This is a genomic window from Cytobacillus sp. NCCP-133, from assembly GCF_026011715.1.
In the GTDB taxonomy this organism is placed as follows: domain Bacteria; phylum Bacillota; class Bacilli; order Bacillales; family Cytobacillaceae; genus Cytobacillus.
The window spans coordinates 23714-44841 of record NZ_BRVM01000004.1; the positions used below are offsets into that span (position 1 = coordinate 23714).

Sequence of the window (21128 nt, forward strand, 5' to 3'; positions counted from 1 at the left end):
TGTCCATCACAGCAGTAATGCTTTTCCCAAACAACTTGCTTAGACACTGGCAAAAATGGGGCAATTTCACTGATGCAATCGGGTTATCCGCATTTGCAATTCAAGGTGCTGTATACGCAACTGAAATGAGCCATCCTTTAAGTGCAGTTATTGTAGCTGCTGTATTAACAGGAAGCGGCGGCGGAATCATCCGTGATTTGCTTGCCCGCAGAAAGCCGCTCGTTTTGCGGGCAGAAATCTATGCTGTTTGGGCGATCCTTTGCGGTGCAGCAATTGGCCTTGGAATCGCCGTTTCTTCATTTGAGCTGTATACACTGTTTATCATGATTACCGCGCTAAGGGTCTTATCTTACACATACAAATGGAAGCTCCCGGTTAAAAGCCTGGGAACAAAAGCATCGGTCTAGACCGATGCTTTTGTCTATTAGAAGAAAACATCGCTACACGATCGTCAAAGTCGGATTCTGAATTCCAGGCGAATTCCCATAAATTTTGTTCAGGAGCTGCAAAATAAGCCGTCCGCCCTTCCCAAACGAATCACTTGGTTCACCCTGGATTTTACCGCCTGCTTCCTATATATTTTCTTTTGTAAAATTAAATTCATCCGGAGTGTCTACATAATTGCGTGGGCATGCTTGTGAACAGTTCAATCCCAAAATTATTGGTTAACATTCGCCATGATGCTGTTAGGGTCAAACCCTAATACCCATTTGCCATTAACATGAATCTGCGGCACACCCATCTGGCCAGTTGTTTCAACCAGCTTTTGCGCCTCACTCTGATCATTTTGTACATTTACCTCTTTGTACTCTAACCCTTGCTGATCCAGAAAGTTCTTTACCATTGTACAGTAAGGACATGTGTTAGTCGTATAAACAGTAATATCATTCATGTATACCATCCTCTCGATTTTTATTTTATACCTATATAGGTATTTTAACTTAGTAAAAAAACAATGTCAACACTGACTGACACTGTCTTTTTACTTTATAAAGTTCCTCTAAACTTCTTCATCAAACACTAAATCATTGCTTCTGATGGTCATTAAATCGTGCTTATCATAGCTGTTTTGCATGAGCAGGCGCATGGCCTGTACCCGGATTGACTTTTCTATTATATTCCTGATATACCGTCCATTCGAGAAACTATTTGGACTTAAGTTATTCTTTACATAGTATAAGTGTTCTCTCAGCTTCTTTTCAGACTCATGGCTTAATGTATATTCCCGCTCTTTCAGCATCCGCTTGCCGATTTCCATGAGCTGGTCTATTGAGTAATCCGGAAAATCAACTACCAGCGGAAAGCGGGAGTGGAGACCTGGATTCAGGGTAAGGAAATAATCCATTTCTCTTGAATATCCTGCCAGAATCAGAATGAATTCGTGCTGGCGGTCTTCCATATGTTTCACGAGTGTGTCGATCGCTTCTTTACCGAAGTCCTTTTCCCCTCCCCGGCCAAGCGAATAGGCTTCATCTATGAAAAGGATTCCCCCTATCGACTTTTTTACAAGGTCTCTTGTCTTTTGGGCTGTATGGCCAATATATTCCCCGACAAGGTCGGCACGCTCCGCTTCAATCAAATGTCCTTTCGATAATACGTTCATTTTTTGAAAAAGCTTGCCGATTAATCGGGCAACCGTTGTTTTGCCAGTGCCCGGATTCCCTTTAAACATCATATGAAGCGCTTGCTTCCCTGCTTTTAGCCCGGCTTCTTCACGCTTTTTATTTACATAGATCCAGGCATAAATCTCCTTGATCATTTTTTTCATCTCATCCATTCCTACAAGAGCGCCAAGTTCTTCTTCAATTTCCTTCAGGGCTGCATGCTCAGGCGGAATGGCCTTTGGAACCACTTTGGATTCTGGAAGTTCTTTTGTGTATGTTTTTCGCTTTTGTGAATTAAGCACGATGCTGATCTGTCCGTTATTTTTTAAGCGAATCGGCTGTTCCAAAAGCTATCACCTCACATTCTTAGCACAGTATACGCATAGAAGTAATCGTTGTGACAAAAGCCTATATGATACCGCTTGAACACAGTTTAAAGGCTAATCAACGACAAATTTCCGCTCTTTACAGCAGCAGATGATAAAAAAGTGTCGCTTCATGCGGTTTCCCGAGAAATAAAGTGAAATATCCGTTAGGAAGGCCTAGAAAGGGTTAGTTGTTCATGCGGAAAAAAGGAAAATGAAGCCGCCCTTTCAAAAGCAGAATCTTTCCCATATCTATATGTATTCAAGCTATCATGATTTCATTAAAGATTTTTGCCTTTCGTTGTGCTTAGTTGTGCTTATTAGAAAATAAAAATAACCCGCTCAATCGGAGCGGGCTTCCTTTATTAGAACTTTTATTTATTGCTGGCTATCCAAATCCAGCTGAATATTTCGGGAAGGTACGAAGGTAGAAATGGCATGCTTATAAACAAGCTGCTGCTTGCCTTCAGATTCAAAAAGAACAGTAAAATTATCAAAGCCTTTAATACAGCCTCTAATTTGGAATCCATTTAACAAGAAAACAGTACAATTTGTGTTGTCTTTGCGTAGCTGGTTAAGAACCTGATCCTGAATATTGATTGCTGATTTCATAATAATCCTCCTCTTTTATCTCTATCATTATGTATTCGATTTTATTTTCAGCTTTCCTTCAATATGAGCAGAAATTTCCGCGAATTTTTTTTCAAACTCATTCGGGTCGGCTGTATTGGACATATCAAACCATTCCACATTCATCTTATTTCGAAACCAGGTTAGCTGCCTTTTTGCAAATCTTCTTGAATTTTGCTTCAGATTTCCTATAGCGTCTTCAAGAGATACACGCCCATTGAAGTATTCATAAAGCTCTTTATACCCAATGGCCTGGATGGATTGGCAATCCTTTAACTCCTGATCAAATAAGGATTTCACTTCTTCTATAAGCCCTTCTTCCATCATGATATCAACACGAAGATTTATACGTTCATATAATTTCTCCCGGTCCATTGCCAAACCAATCAATGCTGTATCATAAAGAAGCTCAGGACTCTGATTTTTCTGGTATTCGGACATCGTTTTGCCTGTGCAATGGTAAATTTCCAGTGCACGGATGACTCGGCGGACATTGTGTGGATGGATATTTTCAGCGCTAGCCGGATCAATGTCCGTTAGTTCTTTATATAGCGCCCCATTGCCTTCCTGTTCTGCGCGTCTTTCCAGTATATTTCTGAACTCTTCATCTGATGGAGTCTCTGAAAACTGGTAATCGTAAATGACGGACTGGATATACAATCCTGTGCCCCCTACAATCATCGGAAGCTTGCCTTTTGATGTGATTTCAGAGACTTTGCTGCGGACCATCTCCTGAAATTCGGCAACCGAAAAAGGATCTTCCGGATTTCTGATATCAATCAGATGATGCGGAATGTTTTCCATTTCTTCTTTTTTTATCTTTGCGGTCCCGATGTCCATACACTTATAAATCTGCATGGAATCACCGCTGATAATTTCAGCATTATACTTTTTGGCAAGAAGAATGCTTAATTTCGTTTTCCCGACTGCTGTAGGGCCAATCAGCACTACAACCTTTTCTTTTTCACTCATCTGTTCACTGCCTTTACTGCCGTTCTATTTATCCCGCATGAAACGGGCAGCAGCTTCCCATGTGGAAGCTTCACTTTATAATCCTACCATAAAGCAGTAAAATGTTTCAGGTCTTATCTTCCCATCTTCATAAAACAGAACATTTAAGCAGTATAAACAGATTTCTCCCTTCCTATTCGACAAGTTCCCTAAAATTTTCATAAAGTATTACATTTTTTTAACGATTTGATAACAACTTAAGCTTGGCCCCCATATTCATGTTAATTTATTAGAAGGTTATATTGTGACAATATAAATGAGAATTGGGTGAATAATTTTATGATAAATACTTCTGAAATTGGAATTGATTTAGGGACTGCTAATATCCTTGTATACAGCAAAACAAAAGGCATTATTTTAAATGAACCATCTGTCGTAGCAATTGATACAGATACGAAAAAAGTGTTAGCTGTCGGTAAAGAAGCGAAAGAAATGATCGGAAAGACACCAGGCCGCATCGTTGCCATTCGTCCTCTTAAAGACGGCGTTATTGCCGATTATGATACAACGACGGAAATGCTGCGCCAAGTAATGAGAAAAGCTTCAAAAAAAGTCGGATTCGCAATTAGAAAGCCAAATGTCGTAGTTTGTACACCATCAGGTTCTACAAGCGTTGAAAGAAGAGCCATCCATGATGCGGTACGTAATGCGGGTGCGAAAAAAGTTCATTTAATTGAAGAACCTGTTGCAGCTGCAATCGGTGCTGGCATGCCTGTTGACGAACCAGTAGCAAACGTTGTTGTCGATATAGGCGGCGGTTCAACTGAAGTAGCCATCATCTCATTCGGCGGTGTTGTTGCATGCCACTCCATTCGGGTTGGCGGCGACAGATTGGATGATGACATCATTCAGCATGTCCGCAAAGAATACAATGTTCTGATCGGGGAAAGAACAGCAGAACACATCAAAATGGAAATCGGGTATGCATTAATCGACCATGAAGAATTGACGATGGAAGTACGCGGCCGTGACTTAGTAACTGGCCTTCCAAAGACTATAACATTGTCATCCTATGAAATTCGTGATGCAATCAAGGAATCGCTTCTTCACATCCTTGAAGCGATTCGTGCTACCTTAGAAGACAGCCCTGCTGAACTAAGCGGTGACATCGTCGACCGCGGGGTGATCCTTTCAGGCGGCGGCGCCCTATTAAATGGCATGCAGGACTGGCTGTCACAAGAGATCGTTGTACCAGTACATCTTGCGCCAAGCCCGCTTGAATCCGTAGCAATCGGTACAGGAAAAGCATTGAAATTTATTGATAAGCTGCACACTGCTGTGAGATAAGATGATCGAATAAAAGCATCCATTTTTCGGAATGGATGTTTTTTTCATTTATTTGAGTAGAGTCGCTGGTACTTCACTGTTGAATTAAATTAATCCTTATCTTTCCGATTAAATGATTTTCCGCCCTCTCGCTGCCGCTTAGGGATGAGGTTCCCTCTGGTTAACATCCGTTTGCCTCTGACTCTCCCTCATTTCGTCGTGAATCGCTCGGATTATCTTCCCTTTGCACCCGCCTCTTCCTATTTCGTCGTTAATTCCCCTTATCTACTACCTTTATCCTCTACTCACCCGTTTTCGTCACTAATTTCAGAAACCAATCAACTTCTCGCTGATTAGTTTACATAATAATATTATTGTCTATATAATAACAAACACAATAAAAACGCCAAACCCCTTCAAGGTTTAGCGTTTCTTCCTCTTTCCTACATAACCCTCTTAAACATTTTCTCCATTTCATAAGTGGAATAATGAATAATAATTGGCCGACCATGCGGGCATGTGAACGGATCCGATGACCTCCGCAATTCATCGAGCAGCGCCTGGATTTCATCATTGCGCAGATGATGGTTCGCTTTGATGGAAGCTTTGCAGCTCATCATGATAGCCGCTTCTTCGCGCAGCTTTTTAATATCGACTCGCTTCATTGCTAAAAGCTGCTCAATCATGTCCTCAATGATTTCCTGCTCCTCGCCTTTTGGCAGCCATTGGGGATGGGAGCGGACAATGAAGCTGTTGTGGCCAAAGGCTTCAAGAAAAACCCCTACTTTTTCAAGTTCATCTTTATATTCGTTGATTTTAATATAATCATCTGTTGAGTATTCAAACGTCATCGGCAGAAGCATCTCCTGCAATTCGCTTTCAACCTGGCCAACTTTTTCCCTAAAATACTCATATTTAATTCGTTCCTGGGCAGCATGCTGATCGATGATATATAATCCTCTATCATTTTGGGCAAAAATATACGTCCCATGCATTTGACCAATTGGATAAAGCGGCGGAACCCTAGATGGTCCCTGCTGTTCTTCACGCTCGGCATAAAGCATGTCAAGGCCTGCAGCTCTTGGCTCTTCTTTCTCAAACAAATGCTGATCCTCATTCGGACGCTCTTCAGCTTGAGAAACAAATTCCTCCGTCGTAGTTCCCTGAACCGAAACAGGATCTCGAACAGCCGGTTCAGCAGAAAAATGGCTTTGCTGGGCTGAAGCTGGTAATCCTGGTTCAAAAGAATAACTCAATGGTGCGTTATTCTGAACATCTTCCTCCCGTGTTTCGCGTACATAGGAAGGTACGGCTGGTTTCAGCTTTTCCCTCTCCTGCAGATGATCCAGGTCGAGAGCAGTCTGCTCAGACTTCGGCTTCATGCTTTTCGGCTGTGTTAAACCGGCTGGAATTAACTCTTCCTTTTTAAACGCCGCCTTTAAAGCGCCTGAAACCAGCTCATTCAACTCATGCTCCTTGCTCAGGCGCACTTCCATTTTAGATGGGTGGACATTAACGTCAACAAGCAGCGGGTCCATTTTAATATTCAATAGAACGATTGGATAGCGGCCAATCGGCAAAAGTGTATGATACCCTTCCTGAATGGCCTTTGCCAGAGAATAATTCTTGATAAAGCGGCCATTGATCATGGTTGAAATATAGTTGCGTGAAGCCCTCGTAATCTCAGGCAACGCTGCATACCCGCTAATGTTAAAATCAAGCGAGTTTGCTTCAAACGGTACCATCTTTTTTACGATATTCAGTCCATAAATCGCTGCAAGCACTTGCCGGACATCACCGTTTCCATTCGTTTGCAGGAGCTTGCGGTCATTATGAATCAGGCGGATGGCTACCTCCGGATGGGCAAGCGCCAAGCGGTTGACTACATCCGTAATATTGCCGAGCTCTGTATGGATCGTCTTCATATATTTCAGGCGGGCAGGCGTGTTGAAAAATAAATCTGTTACGGTCAAATCGGTCCCTTTTCTGCCGGGCGCCTTTTCTACCACTTCCGTTTTTCCGCCTTCAATGACAAGTCTAGTGCCGGCTTCCCCTGTTGATGTTTTCATCTCAATTCTGGAAACGGATGCGATACTCGGCAATGCCTCACCGCGGAATCCGAGCGTGCGTATGCGGAAAAGGTCATTTTCGTCTTTTATCTTACTGGTGGCATGGCGATGAAAAGCGTTGAGGACATCGTCTTCTTCGATTCCGTCGCCGTTGTCGATGATGCGGATCTTTGCCAGTCCCGCCTCTTCCACTTCTATTTCAATAATCGTGCTTCCGGCATCAATCGAGTTTTCCATTAATTCCTTTACAACCGATGCAGGCCGCTCAACCACCTCACCTGCAGCTATTTTATTCGAAAGTGAATCATCGAGCTGAATGATTTTCCCCATCTCGTCACCCCCTGCTTTAATTCTTTAATTTTTTATGCAGCTCATAGAGCGTATTCAATGCCTGCATTGGCGTCATATCAAGGATATCAAGCCCTTTTACTTTATCAATGATCTTCTTTTCCTTAGAGCTCATCGAGGCTTTCTTAACCTCTTCACCCGGCTCTTCAAAAAAGGATAGCTGAGCAGCAGAATCTGCTGCTTTCTGAGCTGCATGAGCAGGTGTTTCCTGCTGCGGAACATTGTCTGAAACAGAATCTTTAGACTCCAGCCCTATTAAAATTTCATTTGCTCTTATAATCAGCTCATTCGGAAGTTCTGCAAGCTGGGCCACATGAATCCCATAACTCTTGTCAGCTGCTCCTTCTTTAATTTTATGAAGAAATACGACCCTGCCATTTTGCTCAACCGCGCTGACATGGACGTTTTTCAATTTTGGCAGCTCTTCTTCCAGCACGGTCAATTCATGATAGTGTGTTGAAAATAAAGTCTTCGCACCAATCCGGTTATGGATGTACTCAATAATGGCCTGTGCCAGCGCCATGCCATCATAAGTTGATGTACCACGGCCGATCTCATCAAAAAGAATCAAGCTATTTTGAGTAGCATTCACAATTGCATTTCGGGCCTCAAGCATCTCAACCATGAACGTACTTTGGCCGGATATAAGATCATCTGCAGCCCCGATACGGGTAAATACTTGATCAAAAATCGGCAGGACTGCTTCAGAGGCAGGCACATAACAGCCGATTTGCGCTAAAATCGCTGTCAATGCAATTTGGCGCATATACGTACTTTTACCGGACATATTTGGCCCCGTAATCAGGAGCATTTCACGGTCGGCATCCATGTAGCAGTCATTCGGCACATATTCCTGTGCATTCATAACTTTCTCGACTACAGGATGGCGGCCGTCTTTCATATACACTCGCCTTTCATCTGAAAAAACAGGCTTTATATAATGCCTTTGCTCACTGACAGCGGCAAAGCACTGAAGTACATCCAATTCGCTCACGGTTTTAGCGAGCTTTTGCAATCTCGGAATATATTCTTTTACATACTCTCGGACATTGGTAAAAAGATCATACTCAAGCTCGACACATTTTTCCTGTGCTTCAAGGATTAAGGCTTCTTTATCCTTCAGCTCAGGTGTGATAAATCTTTCCGCATTTGTCAGCGTTTGTTTTCGTTCATACTGCCCTTCTTTTAAAAGGTGCAAGTTGGCGCGTGTTACTTCGATATAATAGCCAAACACGCGGTTATAGCCGATTTTCAAGGATTTGATGCCTGTTTTTTCCCGCTCCTGTTTCTCAAGCTGGGCAATCCAGGTTTTTCCGTTTCGGCTGGCGTCTCGGAATTTATCCAACTCCGCGTGATAGCCGTCCTTAATAATATTGCCATCTTTCAATGAAAGCGGCGGGTTTTCCATAATGGCATTTTCAAGAGTATCCGTGACTTCTTCACAGGCATCAAGCCTCTCCGCAAGTTTCACAGCTTCTTCATTTGGAAGAACTCTGACCATTTCTTTTAAAATCGGTATCTGCTGCAGGGATCTCTTAAGCTGCACCAAATCACGTGCATTCACATTACCAAACGCCACTCTTCCCGCAAGGCGCTCCAAATCGTAGACTTCTTTCAGCTTCTCGCGAATCTCTTCGCGTTCAAAGTAATAGCCGATTAATGTTTCTACAAGGGAATGACGGCGCTCGATTTCATTTGCATCAATGAGCGGCCTGTCAATCCATTGCTTTAAAAGCCGTCCCCCCATGGCCGTCTTTGTTTCATCCAGAAGCCAAAGGAGTGAACCTTTCTTGCCTTTGCTGCGAATGGTTTCTGTAAGCTCAAGGTTCTTTTTCGAAAAGTAATCAATCTTCATATATTGGTTAATTTGATAGGTTGCTACTTTTTGAAGATGATCAAGGCTTCTTTTCTGAGTCCGATACAGATAGTTAATTAATCGGGCAGAGGTAATTCTATGCTTATCCTGATTTAATTCAGTGAGAAGTTCTTTGAAAGAATCCCGTATCTCGCAATCATCCTCAATTGAAATAGCCATGACGGTACGCTCTTTCATTATACGCTGCCAGTCACCGCTGAAATCCGAGGGAAGGACCACTTCCTTTGCCCCTGACAAGGAAAGCTCATTCAAGGCTTCATCAAAACTGCCGCTCAGCATCGTTACCTTTGTTTCACCTGTCGACAAATCATTGGTGGCAAAACCAAATGTTTCATCTTCAAAAACAGAAATCGAGGCAATATAGTTATTTTCTTTTTCCTGAAGGCCCTTGCCTTCCATCATCGTTCCAGGCGTGATGAGCTGTACCACTTCCCGCTTTACGACGCCTTTTGCCTGTTTGGGGTCCTCTGTCTGCTCACAGATGGCCACTTTAAAGCCTTTTTCAATTAATTGTTCAATATAGACCGGGGCTGAATGATACGGCACACCGCACATAGGAATTCGTTCTTCCGTGCCGCCTTCCCGGCTGGTTAAAGTAATCTCAAGCTCCTGTGATGCCTTAAGCGCATCATCAAAAAACATTTCATAAAAATCGCCAAGGCGAAAAAATAAAAAGGCATCCTGATATTCTGCCTTTACCCGTAAATATTGCTGTATCATAGGCGTGTATGCTGCTGCCATAACTTCCTCCAACAATCCATAATCTATTATTTTCTAAGCCTGTCATCAAAGATTGCCCTTGAAAACGTCCCTTCTATTATAGCATAGATTATTTCATAGCTCAGACGTGCAAATTTTGGGGTAAAACAAAACAGCTCCCCCTTCAGAGAGCTGCTTATCAATCTTAGGTATTAATATATTTTTCAAAAACATAGCCGAAATCTTTTACATTGTACTTCTTGCGACTATTCATCAGCCAATTGAAGGCTGTTTCATTTAGTACGCGGAAGTTATCCACAACATTTGAATCCTGGCTGGAAGCGGATCGACCCAGTGTTCTGGAAGCGAGATTCAAGCTTTTTTCAGCATATTCCATAGAGACTTCATTTTCACGGCAAATTTCGGAGATGCGGATTAAGGCTTTATATAAATCTTTCAATTCTTCAATATGCTTTTTATGTACATCAATTGAAAAAGCTTCAGAACCAATCACAAACTTAATTTCAATATCCAAGTCTACTGTACCTGCAGTTTCAAGTATAACGTTTGAAATGCTATGCTCCTTGTAGCTATAGCGTCTCAGTGTGCGCTTTTTGCTGACTGCACTCCTTCCATCCAAATGAATAAGCGCCTTATTTGTAAAGCAATATTCATCCGATTTTGATTTAATCAGAAAATAAATCTTTTCATTATCTTCATGCAGCACATAATCATCCGCATCTACTTTATCATAATCTGCCGGCTGGATGACGCTTCCTACATCACTCAGGCCTAATACATCAGAAGCCACTTTTTTAAACATAGATCCTCAACCTTTCATCAGTCAATTTAATACTTTGCTATTTTAAGGAAATGGCAGCTTAAGCTATTTATATTTGAGACATAAATTTAAGCTTGGAAAAAGCCTTCAAAAATCGAAGCCTTTCTTTAAATCCCTGCTGTATTCATCAAAACGATCCGCCAGCCATCCGGATCTTCTATCGTTACTCCTCCCCTGCCCCAGTAAGGATTTTCAGGTTCCGTCGGTCCATACCCCATGGCAAAAAGCCGATTGGCAATTTCATCCCGTTCATATCGGTTCGCAACATAAAAAACTAATAAATGTTCTTTTGTGGGATCAGGAAGCTCCATTTTTTCTTCCGATTGTGTGAATTCCAGATGATATTGGCGGTCTGGCATGCCCAGCATAATGCCATCATAGCTTTCATGCTGCCAAAATTCCCCGACCCGTTTCAGGCCCAGACCCTTTTCGTAAAAGTCAATTAGCTTATCCAGCTGGTTTGTGGGCCGGGCAATGCGAAATTGGACGGCTGGCACCACTCCTGGCCATTCACTTCTGATAATTATTTCATATGGATAATGTTCATGCTTAAAATAAGCTTCTCTGTCTCCAGAGGCAACTATTTTAATAGGAAAAATTACGGCAGGCCTTTCAGTGGGATTCCAGTGGCGGCCTTCCTTAACGAGTACAAACACTCCCTTCGTGTCCCCATAAAAAGCGAATGTCTCACTGGAATCTATCTGTTCATTTTTCAAATAGACATCCAGTTCTTCTTCCATGCGGGCTACATCCTGTACAGGCATTCCGATTTCACCCACATCATGCCAGCCAAAACGGTTTTTGCCTCCGCCTTCAAGAGGCCGTTCCAGCATTTCAATGATATTTCCATCCGGATCTGCAAAGTAGGCCTGTTTCCCCTTCCAAAACATACTGTACTCCCCATTTTCATTTGGCAGCAGCACACTTTCCTTGCCAAGTTTTTGAAACATATAATCGTAGAAATCTGCGTTTGTACGGAAACATACATGATAAAAAGGCAAGCTATCATCCTTTTCAAAAAGGATTTTAGTCGTGCCGGCCATGATGATAAAAAATTGTTCCGATTCCGAAATTAACTCCATCTCGAGCACGTTTGTATAAAAATCCTTCATTCGCTCTAAATTATGGCATTTTACATTCAGCTGAACTATTTTCATCTTTGTCCTCTCCTTCGCGTTTTCTATATCTCCATTTTAAGGAGAGACTCATAAGATGAATTCAGACTAAAGGCTGAACAATCCATCGTTAATTCGCTTGAAAACTGGCCGGTTTTTATACAAAAAGAAAAACTAGGAAGCAAAACCTCCTAGTTTACATTTACTCTTCTTCGGTTCCAACTAAGAAATCAGGATTTAGATCCTCGAATTCTTCATCTTCTACGTCAAGGCCCCAAACGTCGTCGTCATCACAGTCGCATTTATCTGGATAAACGGCTATACAAACCTTTGTTTCACCGATTACCTCAACCATGAACTCCCTTTCAACCGAGACAATAATTTTGTTTCCGTTTGGGGAAATGACCGCTTCACAGCAATTTGGCTGCTGCAGTACGCGGGCAATGACATCATGGTCATCCAAACAGTCCGGATCACGGTATTTTAACTTAATGACATCTTTATACTCAACCCGTTCGGTTACTACTTCAGTTTTTGTATTATTGTTGAAAGAGTACCAAACGTTAATGTCATAACGGCCGCAGATTTCTACTGTTTTTCCAACCTTTTTCGCCTCGTACGTATGGTTTATGATCCAGCAGCCAAGAATGCTTGACGGATGGTGTGATGGGCAGATCGTATGATTGGACTGTGTAAATTTACGTCCTTTCGCAACGACTGCTTTCGTAATAATCTCTCTGTAATCTCCCATTGCGAGCGAACCCTCCTCATTCATTTTCAATTCATCCTATGCGGGATATTAGACTAGTGTGCGATAATTTTTGATGAATGTTAGGCAAAAGTATTGGCATGATTTATAGTATGCCGGGGGCGGGCGAATGTTCCGGTTTATGCATTTTCATGGAAAGCCTTAACTGGCTCTAAAGCTTGGATTCCCTCATTTCCTCTTATAAATGAGGCAAATGCCCACACAAAAGATTGCCATTCTCAAGTCCTTTAGGTATATATTTAAAAATTGCACGTTTGTCCTCTTACATTTGCGGATACAGCTTGGCTCATTTATCCATATAATGAAATGAACGAGAAGGAGGTGAACAGGAATGGCAGAGAAAGAGAACTCCAATTATAATGTTTCTATCAATGGCAAAGAACTTACAGGAGAAGAAGCAAAAGAATATGCAGAAAAAATGATAGCCAAGCTCTCAGACTCCTTAGGCGGTTTGTACTCCAAAGGCCTGGGAAAATTCCAGTCAGATGAGTTAAGAGAAAGCCTTAAGGACTCTCTGAAACATATAAAGAACCTGGAAGGGCTCTATACGAAAAATTCCTCCGGGATCGGCAATATAATACCTTCGCTAAAAGATCTGCTGCCTGTTGTAGAAACATCCGAGGATTATAAGCAGGTAAAACTTTCTGTGAATGGGAAAACACTTTTAGATATGGATCTCTCAAACTTAACGAAAAAGGATTCTTAGCTGATAAACAAAACCCAGTTCAATTCAATGGAGGAGGTGATATCCATGCTATCCAGATGTTATGAAGAAAATGAAAACAACAGCATCTTGCCTTTTGGCGATAATGTAAATGGAACTGATAGCGGTGACGAAGCTGAAGCCTTCACTTTTGCAGCTCAGGCGAACCTGCCGCAAACAAGCTTTAATGGCCAGCTGCCAATTTCTGTTGGCGGATTTGCCGTTAACGCCGCGCTAATTAACATTCCTATACTTTCAGCTCAATACAACATTGCTAACGGCGGCGATTCAACATCCATTGCTGTTAACGGTACTACTCAGCAGCAAAGCAACAAAGCGTAAATAGAATGACTATTTTCTATGCAGAATCATCAATGTCCAGAAAGAAGGGAGGGAGTACCATGCTGAATAATTACATTCAAAAGCTTGATCTTGACCCAGAGGTCCTAAAGCAGCTGGGTATTCCAGAGGAGCTCATTGCTGCTGCGGCAGAAGCCGGAATACCATCGATCAACAATCATGCCGCTGGCGGTACAGGCGGACGGGCTATCAACCTCACATATGTAGATAACTACTCAACATTGCTTCTCGTTTATACTTTTCTCCTAAACTTTTTGGACAAAGAATCAGACGATATTGGAACAAAAATGCTAAATCAATCTCTTTTATCAACGCTGAATACTGCTCTTGCTGAGCAGCAGGAATATCGAAAAGAATTTTTAAAGGCAGTTGAATTATTGCGAAACCAATAAGCGGCCTCCCCCCACAACCCAGGCCCATTGATTTTTCCTCCCTTTATATAGAACGTAAAAAACACCCTGAACCTTTGTTCAGGGTGTTTCTATGCCTTTGATCAGTGGGAACAGCTGCTGTTTTTAATCTTTGAGCCTGTTTCCCCGCTTAGCAGGTTGCCGCCAGTAGATGTTATGACTTCGTCTGTGACAGTATTCGAAATTGCATTTGCGACAATTTGAAGCAGCTCATTTACATCGATTTGAGACTGTTTAAATTCCTGTACAACTGGAATTTCATCCAGCTGCTGTTCCAATGAAGCAATTTTATCTTCCGTTTTCTTCAAAGCTTCCGCTTTACCGTAATGCTGAAGATTTACTGCCTGTTTTTGCAATCCTTTAATCGCTGTAATGGTTGCACTTACTTTTTCGTTTCCGTTAATCTGCGCTTCTGCTCGTTTGAAGAAGTCTACTTCTTCTGTTTCGGCAATCATGCGCGCCAATTCTTTCGCACGCTCTACAATATCGTCTTTTGTATACTTAGCCATTATTATTTCACCTCTACCGCGTCTCGTTCTTCAACCATTTCTCCGTTTAGTGACCATGTTTTTGCGTCTGTCACTTTTACTCTAACAATCTTGCCTATGGCAGTCTTTGGACCTTTGAAGTTAACCAATTTGTTCTTTCTTGTATACCCGGCAAGAATATCAGGATTGTTCTTGCTTTCCCCTTCAACAAGAACTTCAACAGTCTGTCCTTGATATTTTTTCATCGCTTCTGCTGAAAACTCATTCACAAGAGCATTCAGGCGCTGGAGACGCTCCTTCTTTACTTCCATCGGCACATTATCTACCATTTTGGCAGCTGGTGTACCTTCACGCGGTGAATAAATGAACGTATAAGCAGCCTCGAATCCTACCTCACGATACAGTGATAATGTTTCTTCAAATTGCTCTTCTGTTTCATTCGGATAGCCGACAATGATGTCAGTAGTAAAAGTCGCTTCAGGAATCGAAACCTTGATTTTGCGGACAAGCTCTAAATATTGCTCTCTTGTATATTTGCGTGCCATGATTTTTAGTATATCAGTTGAACCTGATTGTACAGGCAGATGGATGTGCTCGACAAGGTTGCCGCCTTTTGCAAGCACTTCAATCAGATGACCATCAAAATCGCGAGGATGGCTTGTTGTAAAGCGGACACGCGGGATATCGATTTTGCGGATTTCATCCATTAAATCGCCAAGACCGTATTTCATACCCTCAAAATCTTTTCCATAAGCGTTTACGTTTTGACCAAGAAGGGTAATTTCCTGATAGCCTTGTGCTGCCAATTGGCGCACTTCCTGTATAATGTCTTCAGGACGGCGGCTTCTTTCTTTACCGCGAGTATAAGGCACGATGCAATACGTACAAAACTTATCGCAGCCGTACATAATGTTTACCCATGCTTTTATATTGCCGCGGCGCACCTTTGGAAGGTTCTCAATGACATCGCCTTCCTTTGACCATACTTCAATTACCATTTCTTTGGACATATAGGCCTCTTGAAGAATGTTCGGAAGCCGATGGATGTTGTGTGTTCCAAAAATCATGTCAACCTGGTTATAGGTTTTAAGAATCTTGTTTACAACAGATTCTTCCTGGGACATGCATCCGCAAACACCTAGAAGAAGATCCGGATTTTCTTTTTTCAAATGTTTTAGATGACCAAGTTCGCCAAATACTTTATTTTCGGCATTTTCACGGATGGCACAAGTGTTAAGCAAAATGACATTAGCATCTTCAACAGCATCTGTTGGTTCATATCCAAGGCCAAGAAAGATACCTGCTATAACTTCAGTATCATGTTCATTCATTTGGCAGCCATATGTGCGGATATAAAACTTGCGGCCTTTGCCCATGCCATGGAATTCTTCTGGAATATCAAAATCTTTATGGTACTTCACTTCTTCTTTGCCGCGTTTTTTCGCTTCTTTTAATGAAGGAGCCGTATAAACAGTTTCAAAATATTTGCTGTAATCTTTGGCGGATTTTTTGTCCGAAGGATTTGCCGTTTGCACTTGCTGACTTTCTATACGTTGTTTTTCGTTCATTTTTATCCCCTTTCTACTTCTTCTAAGTAAGCATCTATCATTTTAGCTTGATTTGGCTGTAAGTAGAAGTGTGCCTATAAATCTGTGCACATTATTATAGTATAAGGCTTTCACCGAGTTAAAACAATAGAAAACCGAATCCTGCCACTCATCAGGCAGCTATTACTTGTATGTACGATAAGGGTTATTTTTAATCCTGCACAAATACTAATACTAAACAAAATAAAACTTTTTGTGTGTGATAAGTGTCACAATCAAATGTCTGTCTCCTTGGAATAGGCCCCAATTTCGTTTCCGCTGAATGCTTTTCCTCCATTTTTAAGATTTATTTCTGGTCTTTGTATACCCTTCCTTATTTACGCACTGGTTATCCTCAAATTCGGCATTCATTTCCCCAGTTTGAATTTTTATTCCCTAATCCATTCACATCTACCTCAAAAAAAGAAGCCCGGGAGTCCCGGCCTTCTTTTTTATTACATAAATTCAGCTGCAAGTTTATCAAAATGAGCTTGATCAAGGTTAAGATCTGCTTTTGATAAAGGAGTTTCAGAATATCCTGAAAGCAATTCCTGATAAGATTTGCGCTCAGTATTCTGATAGATTAAACCTGTTACAAGACCGTCGTGCTTCATAAGCGTCTGCATAGCCAATTCGCGGTTGGATTTGTCATAGCCTTCGATGTCACTTAATTTAGTAAGGTTCTCTTTGAACCAGTCATAAGTGTTTACTTTGTTATAAGTAACACATGGGCTGAATACGTTGATTAAAGAGAATCCATCATGCTGGATTCCTGCTTCGATTAATGCTGTCAAATCCTTCAAGTCTGTTGAAAAGCTTTGCGCAACGAAAGTCGCACCTGCAGTCAAAGCCATTTCCATTGGTGAAATAGCCTGTTCAATAGAACCTAGAGGTGTTGACTTTGTTTTGAAACCAGCCGCAGAACGCGGAGAAGTTTGACCTTTTGTTAAACCATAGATCTGGTTATCCATAACGATATAAGTAATATTTACATTACGGCGGATCGCATGGATCGTATGGCCCATACCGATTGCGAATCCATCCCCATCACCGCCGGAAGCGATAACAGTTAAATCTCGGTTAGCCATTTTAACACCTTGGGCGATCGGCAATGAACGTCCATGGATGCCGTGGAAGCCGTATGAATTGATGTAGCCGGAAATACGTCCGGAACATCCGATACCTGAAACAACCGCTAAGTTCTCAGGCTCTAAACCAACATTCGCAGCCGCACGCTGAATCGCCGCCTGCACGGAGAAGTCCCCACAGCCTGGGCACCAGTTTGGTTTAACATTATTTCTAAAATCTTTAAACGTGGCCATTTAGAACAACTCCTTGCATTTTGTGTGAATTTCATGTGGCAAGAATGGATTTCCGTCGTACTTTAATAGCTTGTGAACTTTCTCAGCATGTCCGACGTTCATCTTCATGATATTCGCTAATTGCCCTGTAGCATTGTTTTCAACTACAGCAATTTTCTTAGCAGATTTCACAAGCGGCAATAATTCATCAGTTGGGAAAGGATGAATCAAACGAACTTGTGCATGGTTAACTTTAACGCCATCGTTTTCCAAGCGGCCCATCGCTTCTTCAATAGCGCCGCGAGTTGAGTTAAATCCTACGATTAACAAGTCTGCTTCTTCATGAGGAGCATACTTGTGAACAGGTGTATTGAATTTAACGTTTTCAACTTTACGGAAACGCTTATCCATTTGCGCGTTACGATTAGCAGCTGATTCTGAAGGTTTTCCAGTCTCATCATGCTCAACACCAGTCACATGGTGGATCCCGTTCTTCATACCAGGGATTACACGAGGAGAAACTCCATCTTCAGTAACTTCAAAGCGCTTGAAGTAGCCTTTGTTTTCAATTTCAGGAAGCTCTTCTGTTGCAAGCTTTCCGCGGCGGATTTCCACTTTGCTGAAATCAAGCGGCTCTACTGTTTGCTTTCCTAGAGAAAGCTGCAAGTCTGTAAGAACAATAACAGGGCACTGATATTCCTCAGCAAGGTTGAATGCTTCAGCAGTATCATAGAATGCTTCCTGTACAGTACTTGGCGCAAGAACGATTTTGGGAATCTCACCATGAGTACCATAAATCATTGCCATTAAGTCTGATTGTTCCTGTTTAGTAGGAAGTCCTGTTGAAGGGCCTCCACGCTGAGTATCTACAATTACAAGCGGAGTTTCGGTAATGCCTGAAAGGCCGATTGCTTCCATTTTAAGAGAAAGTCCAGGACCTGCAGATGCTGTAATAGCACGAACTCCCGCATAGTTGGCACCAATAGCCATAGTAGCTGCAGCGATTTCGTCTTCTGTCTGGATAACAGATCCGCCAAGCGCTGGAAGCTTTTTAATTAAATATTCCATGATTTCGGATGCAGGTGTGATTGGATATGCTGCCATGAAACGGCATCCTCCTGCAAGTGCTCCAAGAGCGATCGCATCGTTTCCAATCATGAATAATCGCTTCATGCCATCCGCTTTTTCAAGCTCCATTAATTCAGTGTCATCGCTAAGCTTTTCTTTCATGAAGTCAAAACCAGCCTGGATTGCTTCCATGTTCTTGTCTACAACCTGCTGTCCTTTGCGACCAAAAATCTCTTGTACAACTTCTTCAAACACCTTAATATCTAAGTTTAGCACTGCACAAGTTGCACCCACAGCAACCATGTTTTTCATTAGGGATGTTCCCAGTTCCGTAGCAATCTCTGTAAATGGAACCGCATATAAAGATGCTTCCGTATCTTCTGGCTGTTTAGGATTAAACTTTGCGTCTGCAATCATGATCCCTTTATCATGAAGTTCTTTGTAGTTCAATTCAATTGTCTCTTGGTCAAATGCTACCAGAATATCTAAATCGTCAGAAATTGAGCGAATTTGTGACGTGCTTACGCGAATTTTATTATTCGTGTGCCCGCCTTTAATGCGTGATGAAAAGTGGCGGTAACCGTACAGGTAATAGCCTAAACGATTTAATGCAATGGAAAAAATTTCCCCGGTACTTTCAATACCTTCCCCTTGCTGTCCTCCAACTTTCCATGAAAGTTGATTGATCATGTCTTACACCCCTTTAGATACGTTAAGAAATTATGTAAAAACGGTTCATTAAAATAAGTGTAGTACTTGTCCAGTCAATCCGTTGGTTTCACTCTGCTTTAAGGCTATTTTTCGGAGGATGGATGGGTACTAAACGCTTTCAATTCTAGACCTATGCGTCTAAAAAAGCAACCCTTTCTAAATATTTATTGGCTAAAAGATGAATATTTTTTTATTTTTAGAAAAATAATAAATAGATTGTCTTTCCAAGGATTGAACCTTGCTTTTCAAACCACTGACATATCGTTTTTTTTACTATTATCACCTTGGAAAGCGGTTATAAAAATTCCTAAATAAAAACTTTTCAGCCTGTATATCAGAATAATATTTTGTGAGTTCATTCAGCAGATAATCGTATTTTCTTGCATTCTCCAGCCCTGCTACTCTTCCATCTGTACCGTCAAAATCTGAACCAAAGCCGACATGGTTCTCTCCGCCCAGTGAACATACATGCTCGAGGTGCCTCAGTATATCTGTAACAGTGGCAGTTTGTTTGCCGGATAAAAATTCATTTACAAACGTAATCCCGGTAACACTATCCCTATCAATCAGAGCTTGAATCTGCTCATTTGACAAATTGCGTGGATGTGGACAGAGGGAGTAGCAATTCGAATGGGAGGCAAAGGGATTGTCGCTCCATTCCATCACGTCCCAAAAACCTCGTTCAGATAGATGGGATACATCGCACCATGCACCTGCATCGTTCAAGACAGAGACCACTTGTTTGCCAAAAGAGGATAGCCCCGCACCCCTTTTTTCCAGCACTCCGTCTGCGGCACAGTTTCCGTAGTTCCAGGTCAAGCCAACTGAAGATACACCAAGCCTGAGAAGTGTTTTTAACTTAAGGAGATCGCAGCCAATTGCATCACACCCTTCCAGTGTCAGCACTGCACCTATTTCATCCTCTTTCAGCCGGCTGATATCCTGGCGGCTCAAAATAAGCTTTAATTGCGGATGAGGTTTCATCACTTTTCCATAAAACAGGTCGGCCATATACAATGCAGCACTAAACTTCATTTCAGGATGAACCGTTTCAGGAACATAAATGGCAAAGCACTGGACCTTTAGTTGAGATGCTTCTAGCCCTTCCAGATTAACTTGCAGCTTGCCTGAATCTGCAAAATTGATCTTTCTATCCATAAACATCTTATATAAAACGTCACAATGCGCATCAAAAATTTTCATCAGACATCTCCCCCTTTTCCTTATCTTATTAAAAAAGGCTCTTTTCTCATAGATTGTTGTTTTTGCTTATTAATTTAGCCCGTTGATTTCAGCACGGGGCACTTGCTTTCCGCGGGGAGGGACAGAGCTCCCCGCCGCTCTGAGCCATGGGGTCTCCCGCTCCTCCCGCAGGACATTGAATAATCTTCCTCTAATCAACTCAGCAAATTCAACTAAGTTATTGTAAAGCAACATACTTTACGAAAAAAGCCTTAAAAAAAGAACCTGTTTGCCTATTGCCGCAAACAGGTTTTATGATCTTTGACTGAAATGTAACCAATACTTTTTATGCATATGGCAATGGATGAGTCCTAATTTCGCCGTTTTCGCTACCTTGGTTCAACAATCAGTTTGATTGCCGTCCGTTCTTCGCCGTCAATCAGAATATCCGTGAATGCCGGGATACAAATTAAGTCCACTCCGCTAGGCGCTACGAATCCTCTTGCGATCGCTACTGCCTTAACAGCCTGGTTCAATGCACCCGCACCAATGGCCTGGATCTCTGCATTCCCTCTTTCGCGAAGAACTCCAGCAAGCGCACCAGCTACAGAATTAGGATTAGATTTTGCCGAAACTTTTAATATTTCCATTCCTAGCTCCTCCTCGTTTTACCTACCCCTAATGAATGCCTTGCTCAAAGCACCGGCTGCCCTCCAGCTGGCTTGA

20 protein-coding genes and 1 pseudogene are annotated in these 21128 nt (G+C 42.0%); 5 read left to right on the top strand and 16 right to left on the bottom strand.

What is annotated here, in order from left to right:
• Nucleotides 1–407: trimeric intracellular cation channel family protein (locus tag NCCP133_RS07185; RefSeq protein ID WP_264804251.1), on the top strand; the 407-nt coding region annotated here is incomplete at its 5' end.
• 251 nt (nucleotides 408–658) lie between these two features.
• Here the strand turns inward: NCCP133_RS07185 and NCCP133_RS07190 are convergent.
• The 4 genes from NCCP133_RS07190 to miaA all read right to left on the bottom strand — a co-directional run bounded on the left by NCCP133_RS07190 (nucleotide 659) and on the right by miaA (nucleotide 3571).
• Complete coding sequence (locus NCCP133_RS07190) at nucleotides 659–892, bottom strand: glutaredoxin family protein (protein ID WP_264804252.1); 234 nt, start codon at nucleotides 890–892, stop codon at nucleotides 659–661.
• A gap of 108 nt (nucleotides 893–1000) precedes the next feature.
• The gene (gene spoVK / locus NCCP133_RS07195) at nucleotides 1001–1951 is read right to left on the bottom strand and encodes a stage V sporulation protein K (protein ID WP_264804253.1); all 951 of its coding nucleotides are present in this window, start codon (nucleotides 1949–1951) and stop codon (nucleotides 1001–1003) included.
• Nucleotides 1952–2347: 396 nt separating this feature from the next.
• The gene (gene hfq, locus NCCP133_RS07200) at nucleotides 2348–2581 is read right to left on the bottom strand and encodes an RNA chaperone Hfq (RefSeq protein ID WP_264804254.1); all 234 of its coding nucleotides are present in this window, start codon (nucleotides 2579–2581) and stop codon (nucleotides 2348–2350) included.
• A gap of 27 nt (nucleotides 2582–2608) precedes the next feature.
• On the bottom strand, nucleotides 2609–3571 hold the full coding sequence (gene miaA, locus NCCP133_RS07205; RefSeq protein WP_264804255.1) for a tRNA (adenosine(37)-N6)-dimethylallyltransferase MiaA: 963 nt from the start codon (nucleotides 3569–3571) through the stop codon (nucleotides 2609–2611).
• A gap of 318 nt (nucleotides 3572–3889) precedes the next feature.
• On the opposite strand from miaA, the gene mreBH reads away from it, so the two are divergent.
• Nucleotides 3890–4897, top strand: coding sequence for a rod-share determining protein MreBH (gene mreBH / locus NCCP133_RS07210; RefSeq protein WP_264804256.1), 1008 nt, complete (start codon nucleotides 3890–3892; stop codon nucleotides 4895–4897).
• Between the two features lie 422 nt (nucleotides 4898–5319).
• Here the strand turns inward: mreBH and mutL are convergent, their stop codons facing one another.
• From mutL to NCCP133_RS07235, 6 genes and pseudogenes are all read right to left on the bottom strand, one after another.
• The gene (gene mutL, locus NCCP133_RS07215) at nucleotides 5320–7275 is read right to left on the bottom strand and encodes a DNA mismatch repair endonuclease MutL (RefSeq protein ID WP_264804257.1); all 1956 of its coding nucleotides are present in this window, start codon (nucleotides 7273–7275) and stop codon (nucleotides 5320–5322) included.
• A gap of 16 nt (nucleotides 7276–7291) precedes the next feature.
• On the bottom strand, nucleotides 7292–9910 hold the full coding sequence (gene mutS / locus NCCP133_RS07220; RefSeq protein WP_264804258.1) for a DNA mismatch repair protein MutS: 2619 nt from the start codon (nucleotides 9908–9910) through the stop codon (nucleotides 7292–7294).
• Between the two features lie 163 nt (nucleotides 9911–10073).
• Nucleotides 10074–10691, bottom strand: coding sequence for a PH domain-containing protein (locus tag NCCP133_RS07225; RefSeq protein WP_264804259.1), 618 nt, complete (start codon nucleotides 10689–10691; stop codon nucleotides 10074–10076).
• A gap of 125 nt (nucleotides 10692–10816) precedes the next feature.
• Nucleotides 10817–11209, bottom strand: coding sequence for a VOC family protein (locus NCCP133_RS07230; protein WP_264804403.1), 393 nt, complete (start codon nucleotides 11207–11209; stop codon nucleotides 10817–10819).
• A 342-nt stretch (nucleotides 11210–11551) separates the two neighbouring features.
• Nucleotides 11552–11866, bottom strand: a pseudogene (locus NCCP133_RS21930) (VOC family protein); the annotation flags it as partial.
• A gap of 160 nt (nucleotides 11867–12026) precedes the next feature.
• On the bottom strand, nucleotides 12027–12575 hold the full coding sequence (locus NCCP133_RS07235) for an outer spore coat protein CotE (protein ID WP_264804404.1): 549 nt from the start codon (nucleotides 12573–12575) through the stop codon (nucleotides 12027–12029).
• Nucleotides 12576–12924: 349 nt separating this feature from the next.
• Here NCCP133_RS07235 and NCCP133_RS07240 point away from each other — a divergent pair, with 349 nt between their 5' ends.
• Genes NCCP133_RS07240 through NCCP133_RS07250 form a run of 3 tightly spaced genes read left to right on the top strand, consistent with a single transcriptional unit; the run spans nucleotide 12925 to nucleotide 14048 of the window.
• Entirely contained in the window at nucleotides 12925–13299 is a 375-nt protein-coding gene (locus tag NCCP133_RS07240; protein WP_264804260.1) for a hypothetical protein, read from the top strand.
• A gap of 45 nt (nucleotides 13300–13344) precedes the next feature.
• Complete coding sequence (locus tag NCCP133_RS07245; protein ID WP_264804261.1) at nucleotides 13345–13638, top strand: hypothetical protein; 294 nt, start codon at nucleotides 13345–13347, stop codon at nucleotides 13636–13638.
• Nucleotides 13639–13697: 59 nt separating this feature from the next.
• A complete protein-coding gene (locus NCCP133_RS07250) occupies nucleotides 13698–14048 on the top strand; it encodes a hypothetical protein (protein ID WP_264804262.1) in 351 nt (116 codons plus the stop codon).
• A gap of 101 nt (nucleotides 14049–14149) precedes the next feature.
• Here NCCP133_RS07250 and NCCP133_RS07255 read toward each other — a convergent pair whose 3' ends face one another.
• From NCCP133_RS07255 to spoVS, 6 genes are all read right to left on the bottom strand, one after another.
• Nucleotides 14150–14575: a RicAFT regulatory complex protein RicA family protein gene (locus tag NCCP133_RS07255; protein ID WP_264804263.1), complete on the bottom strand. Its 426-nt coding sequence runs from the start codon at nucleotides 14573–14575 to the stop codon at nucleotides 14150–14152.
• 2 nt (nucleotides 14576–14577) lie between these two features.
• Entirely contained in the window at nucleotides 14578–16122 is a 1545-nt protein-coding gene (miaB, locus tag NCCP133_RS07260; protein WP_264804264.1) for a tRNA (N6-isopentenyl adenosine(37)-C2)-methylthiotransferase MiaB, read from the bottom strand.
• 473 nt (nucleotides 16123–16595) lie between these two features.
• On the bottom strand, nucleotides 16596–17462 hold the full coding sequence (locus tag NCCP133_RS07265; RefSeq protein ID WP_264804265.1) for a 2-oxoacid:ferredoxin oxidoreductase subunit beta: 867 nt from the start codon (nucleotides 17460–17462) through the stop codon (nucleotides 16596–16598).
• A complete protein-coding gene (locus NCCP133_RS07270; RefSeq protein WP_264804266.1) occupies nucleotides 17463–19199 on the bottom strand; it encodes a 2-oxoacid:acceptor oxidoreductase subunit alpha in 1737 nt (578 codons plus the stop codon). It abuts the gene before it with no gap.
• A 300-nt stretch (nucleotides 19200–19499) separates the two neighbouring features.
• On the bottom strand, nucleotides 19500–20423 hold the full coding sequence (locus tag NCCP133_RS07275) for a dipeptidase (RefSeq protein WP_264804267.1): 924 nt from the start codon (nucleotides 20421–20423) through the stop codon (nucleotides 19500–19502).
• A 368-nt stretch (nucleotides 20424–20791) separates the two neighbouring features.
• Nucleotides 20792–21052 carry a stage V sporulation protein SpoVS gene (spoVS, locus tag NCCP133_RS07280; RefSeq protein WP_009330666.1) on the bottom strand — a complete coding sequence of 87 codons (261 nt, stop codon included), beginning with the start codon at nucleotides 21050–21052 and terminating at the stop codon, nucleotides 20792–20794.
• Nucleotides 21053–21128 lie beyond the last annotated feature (76 nt).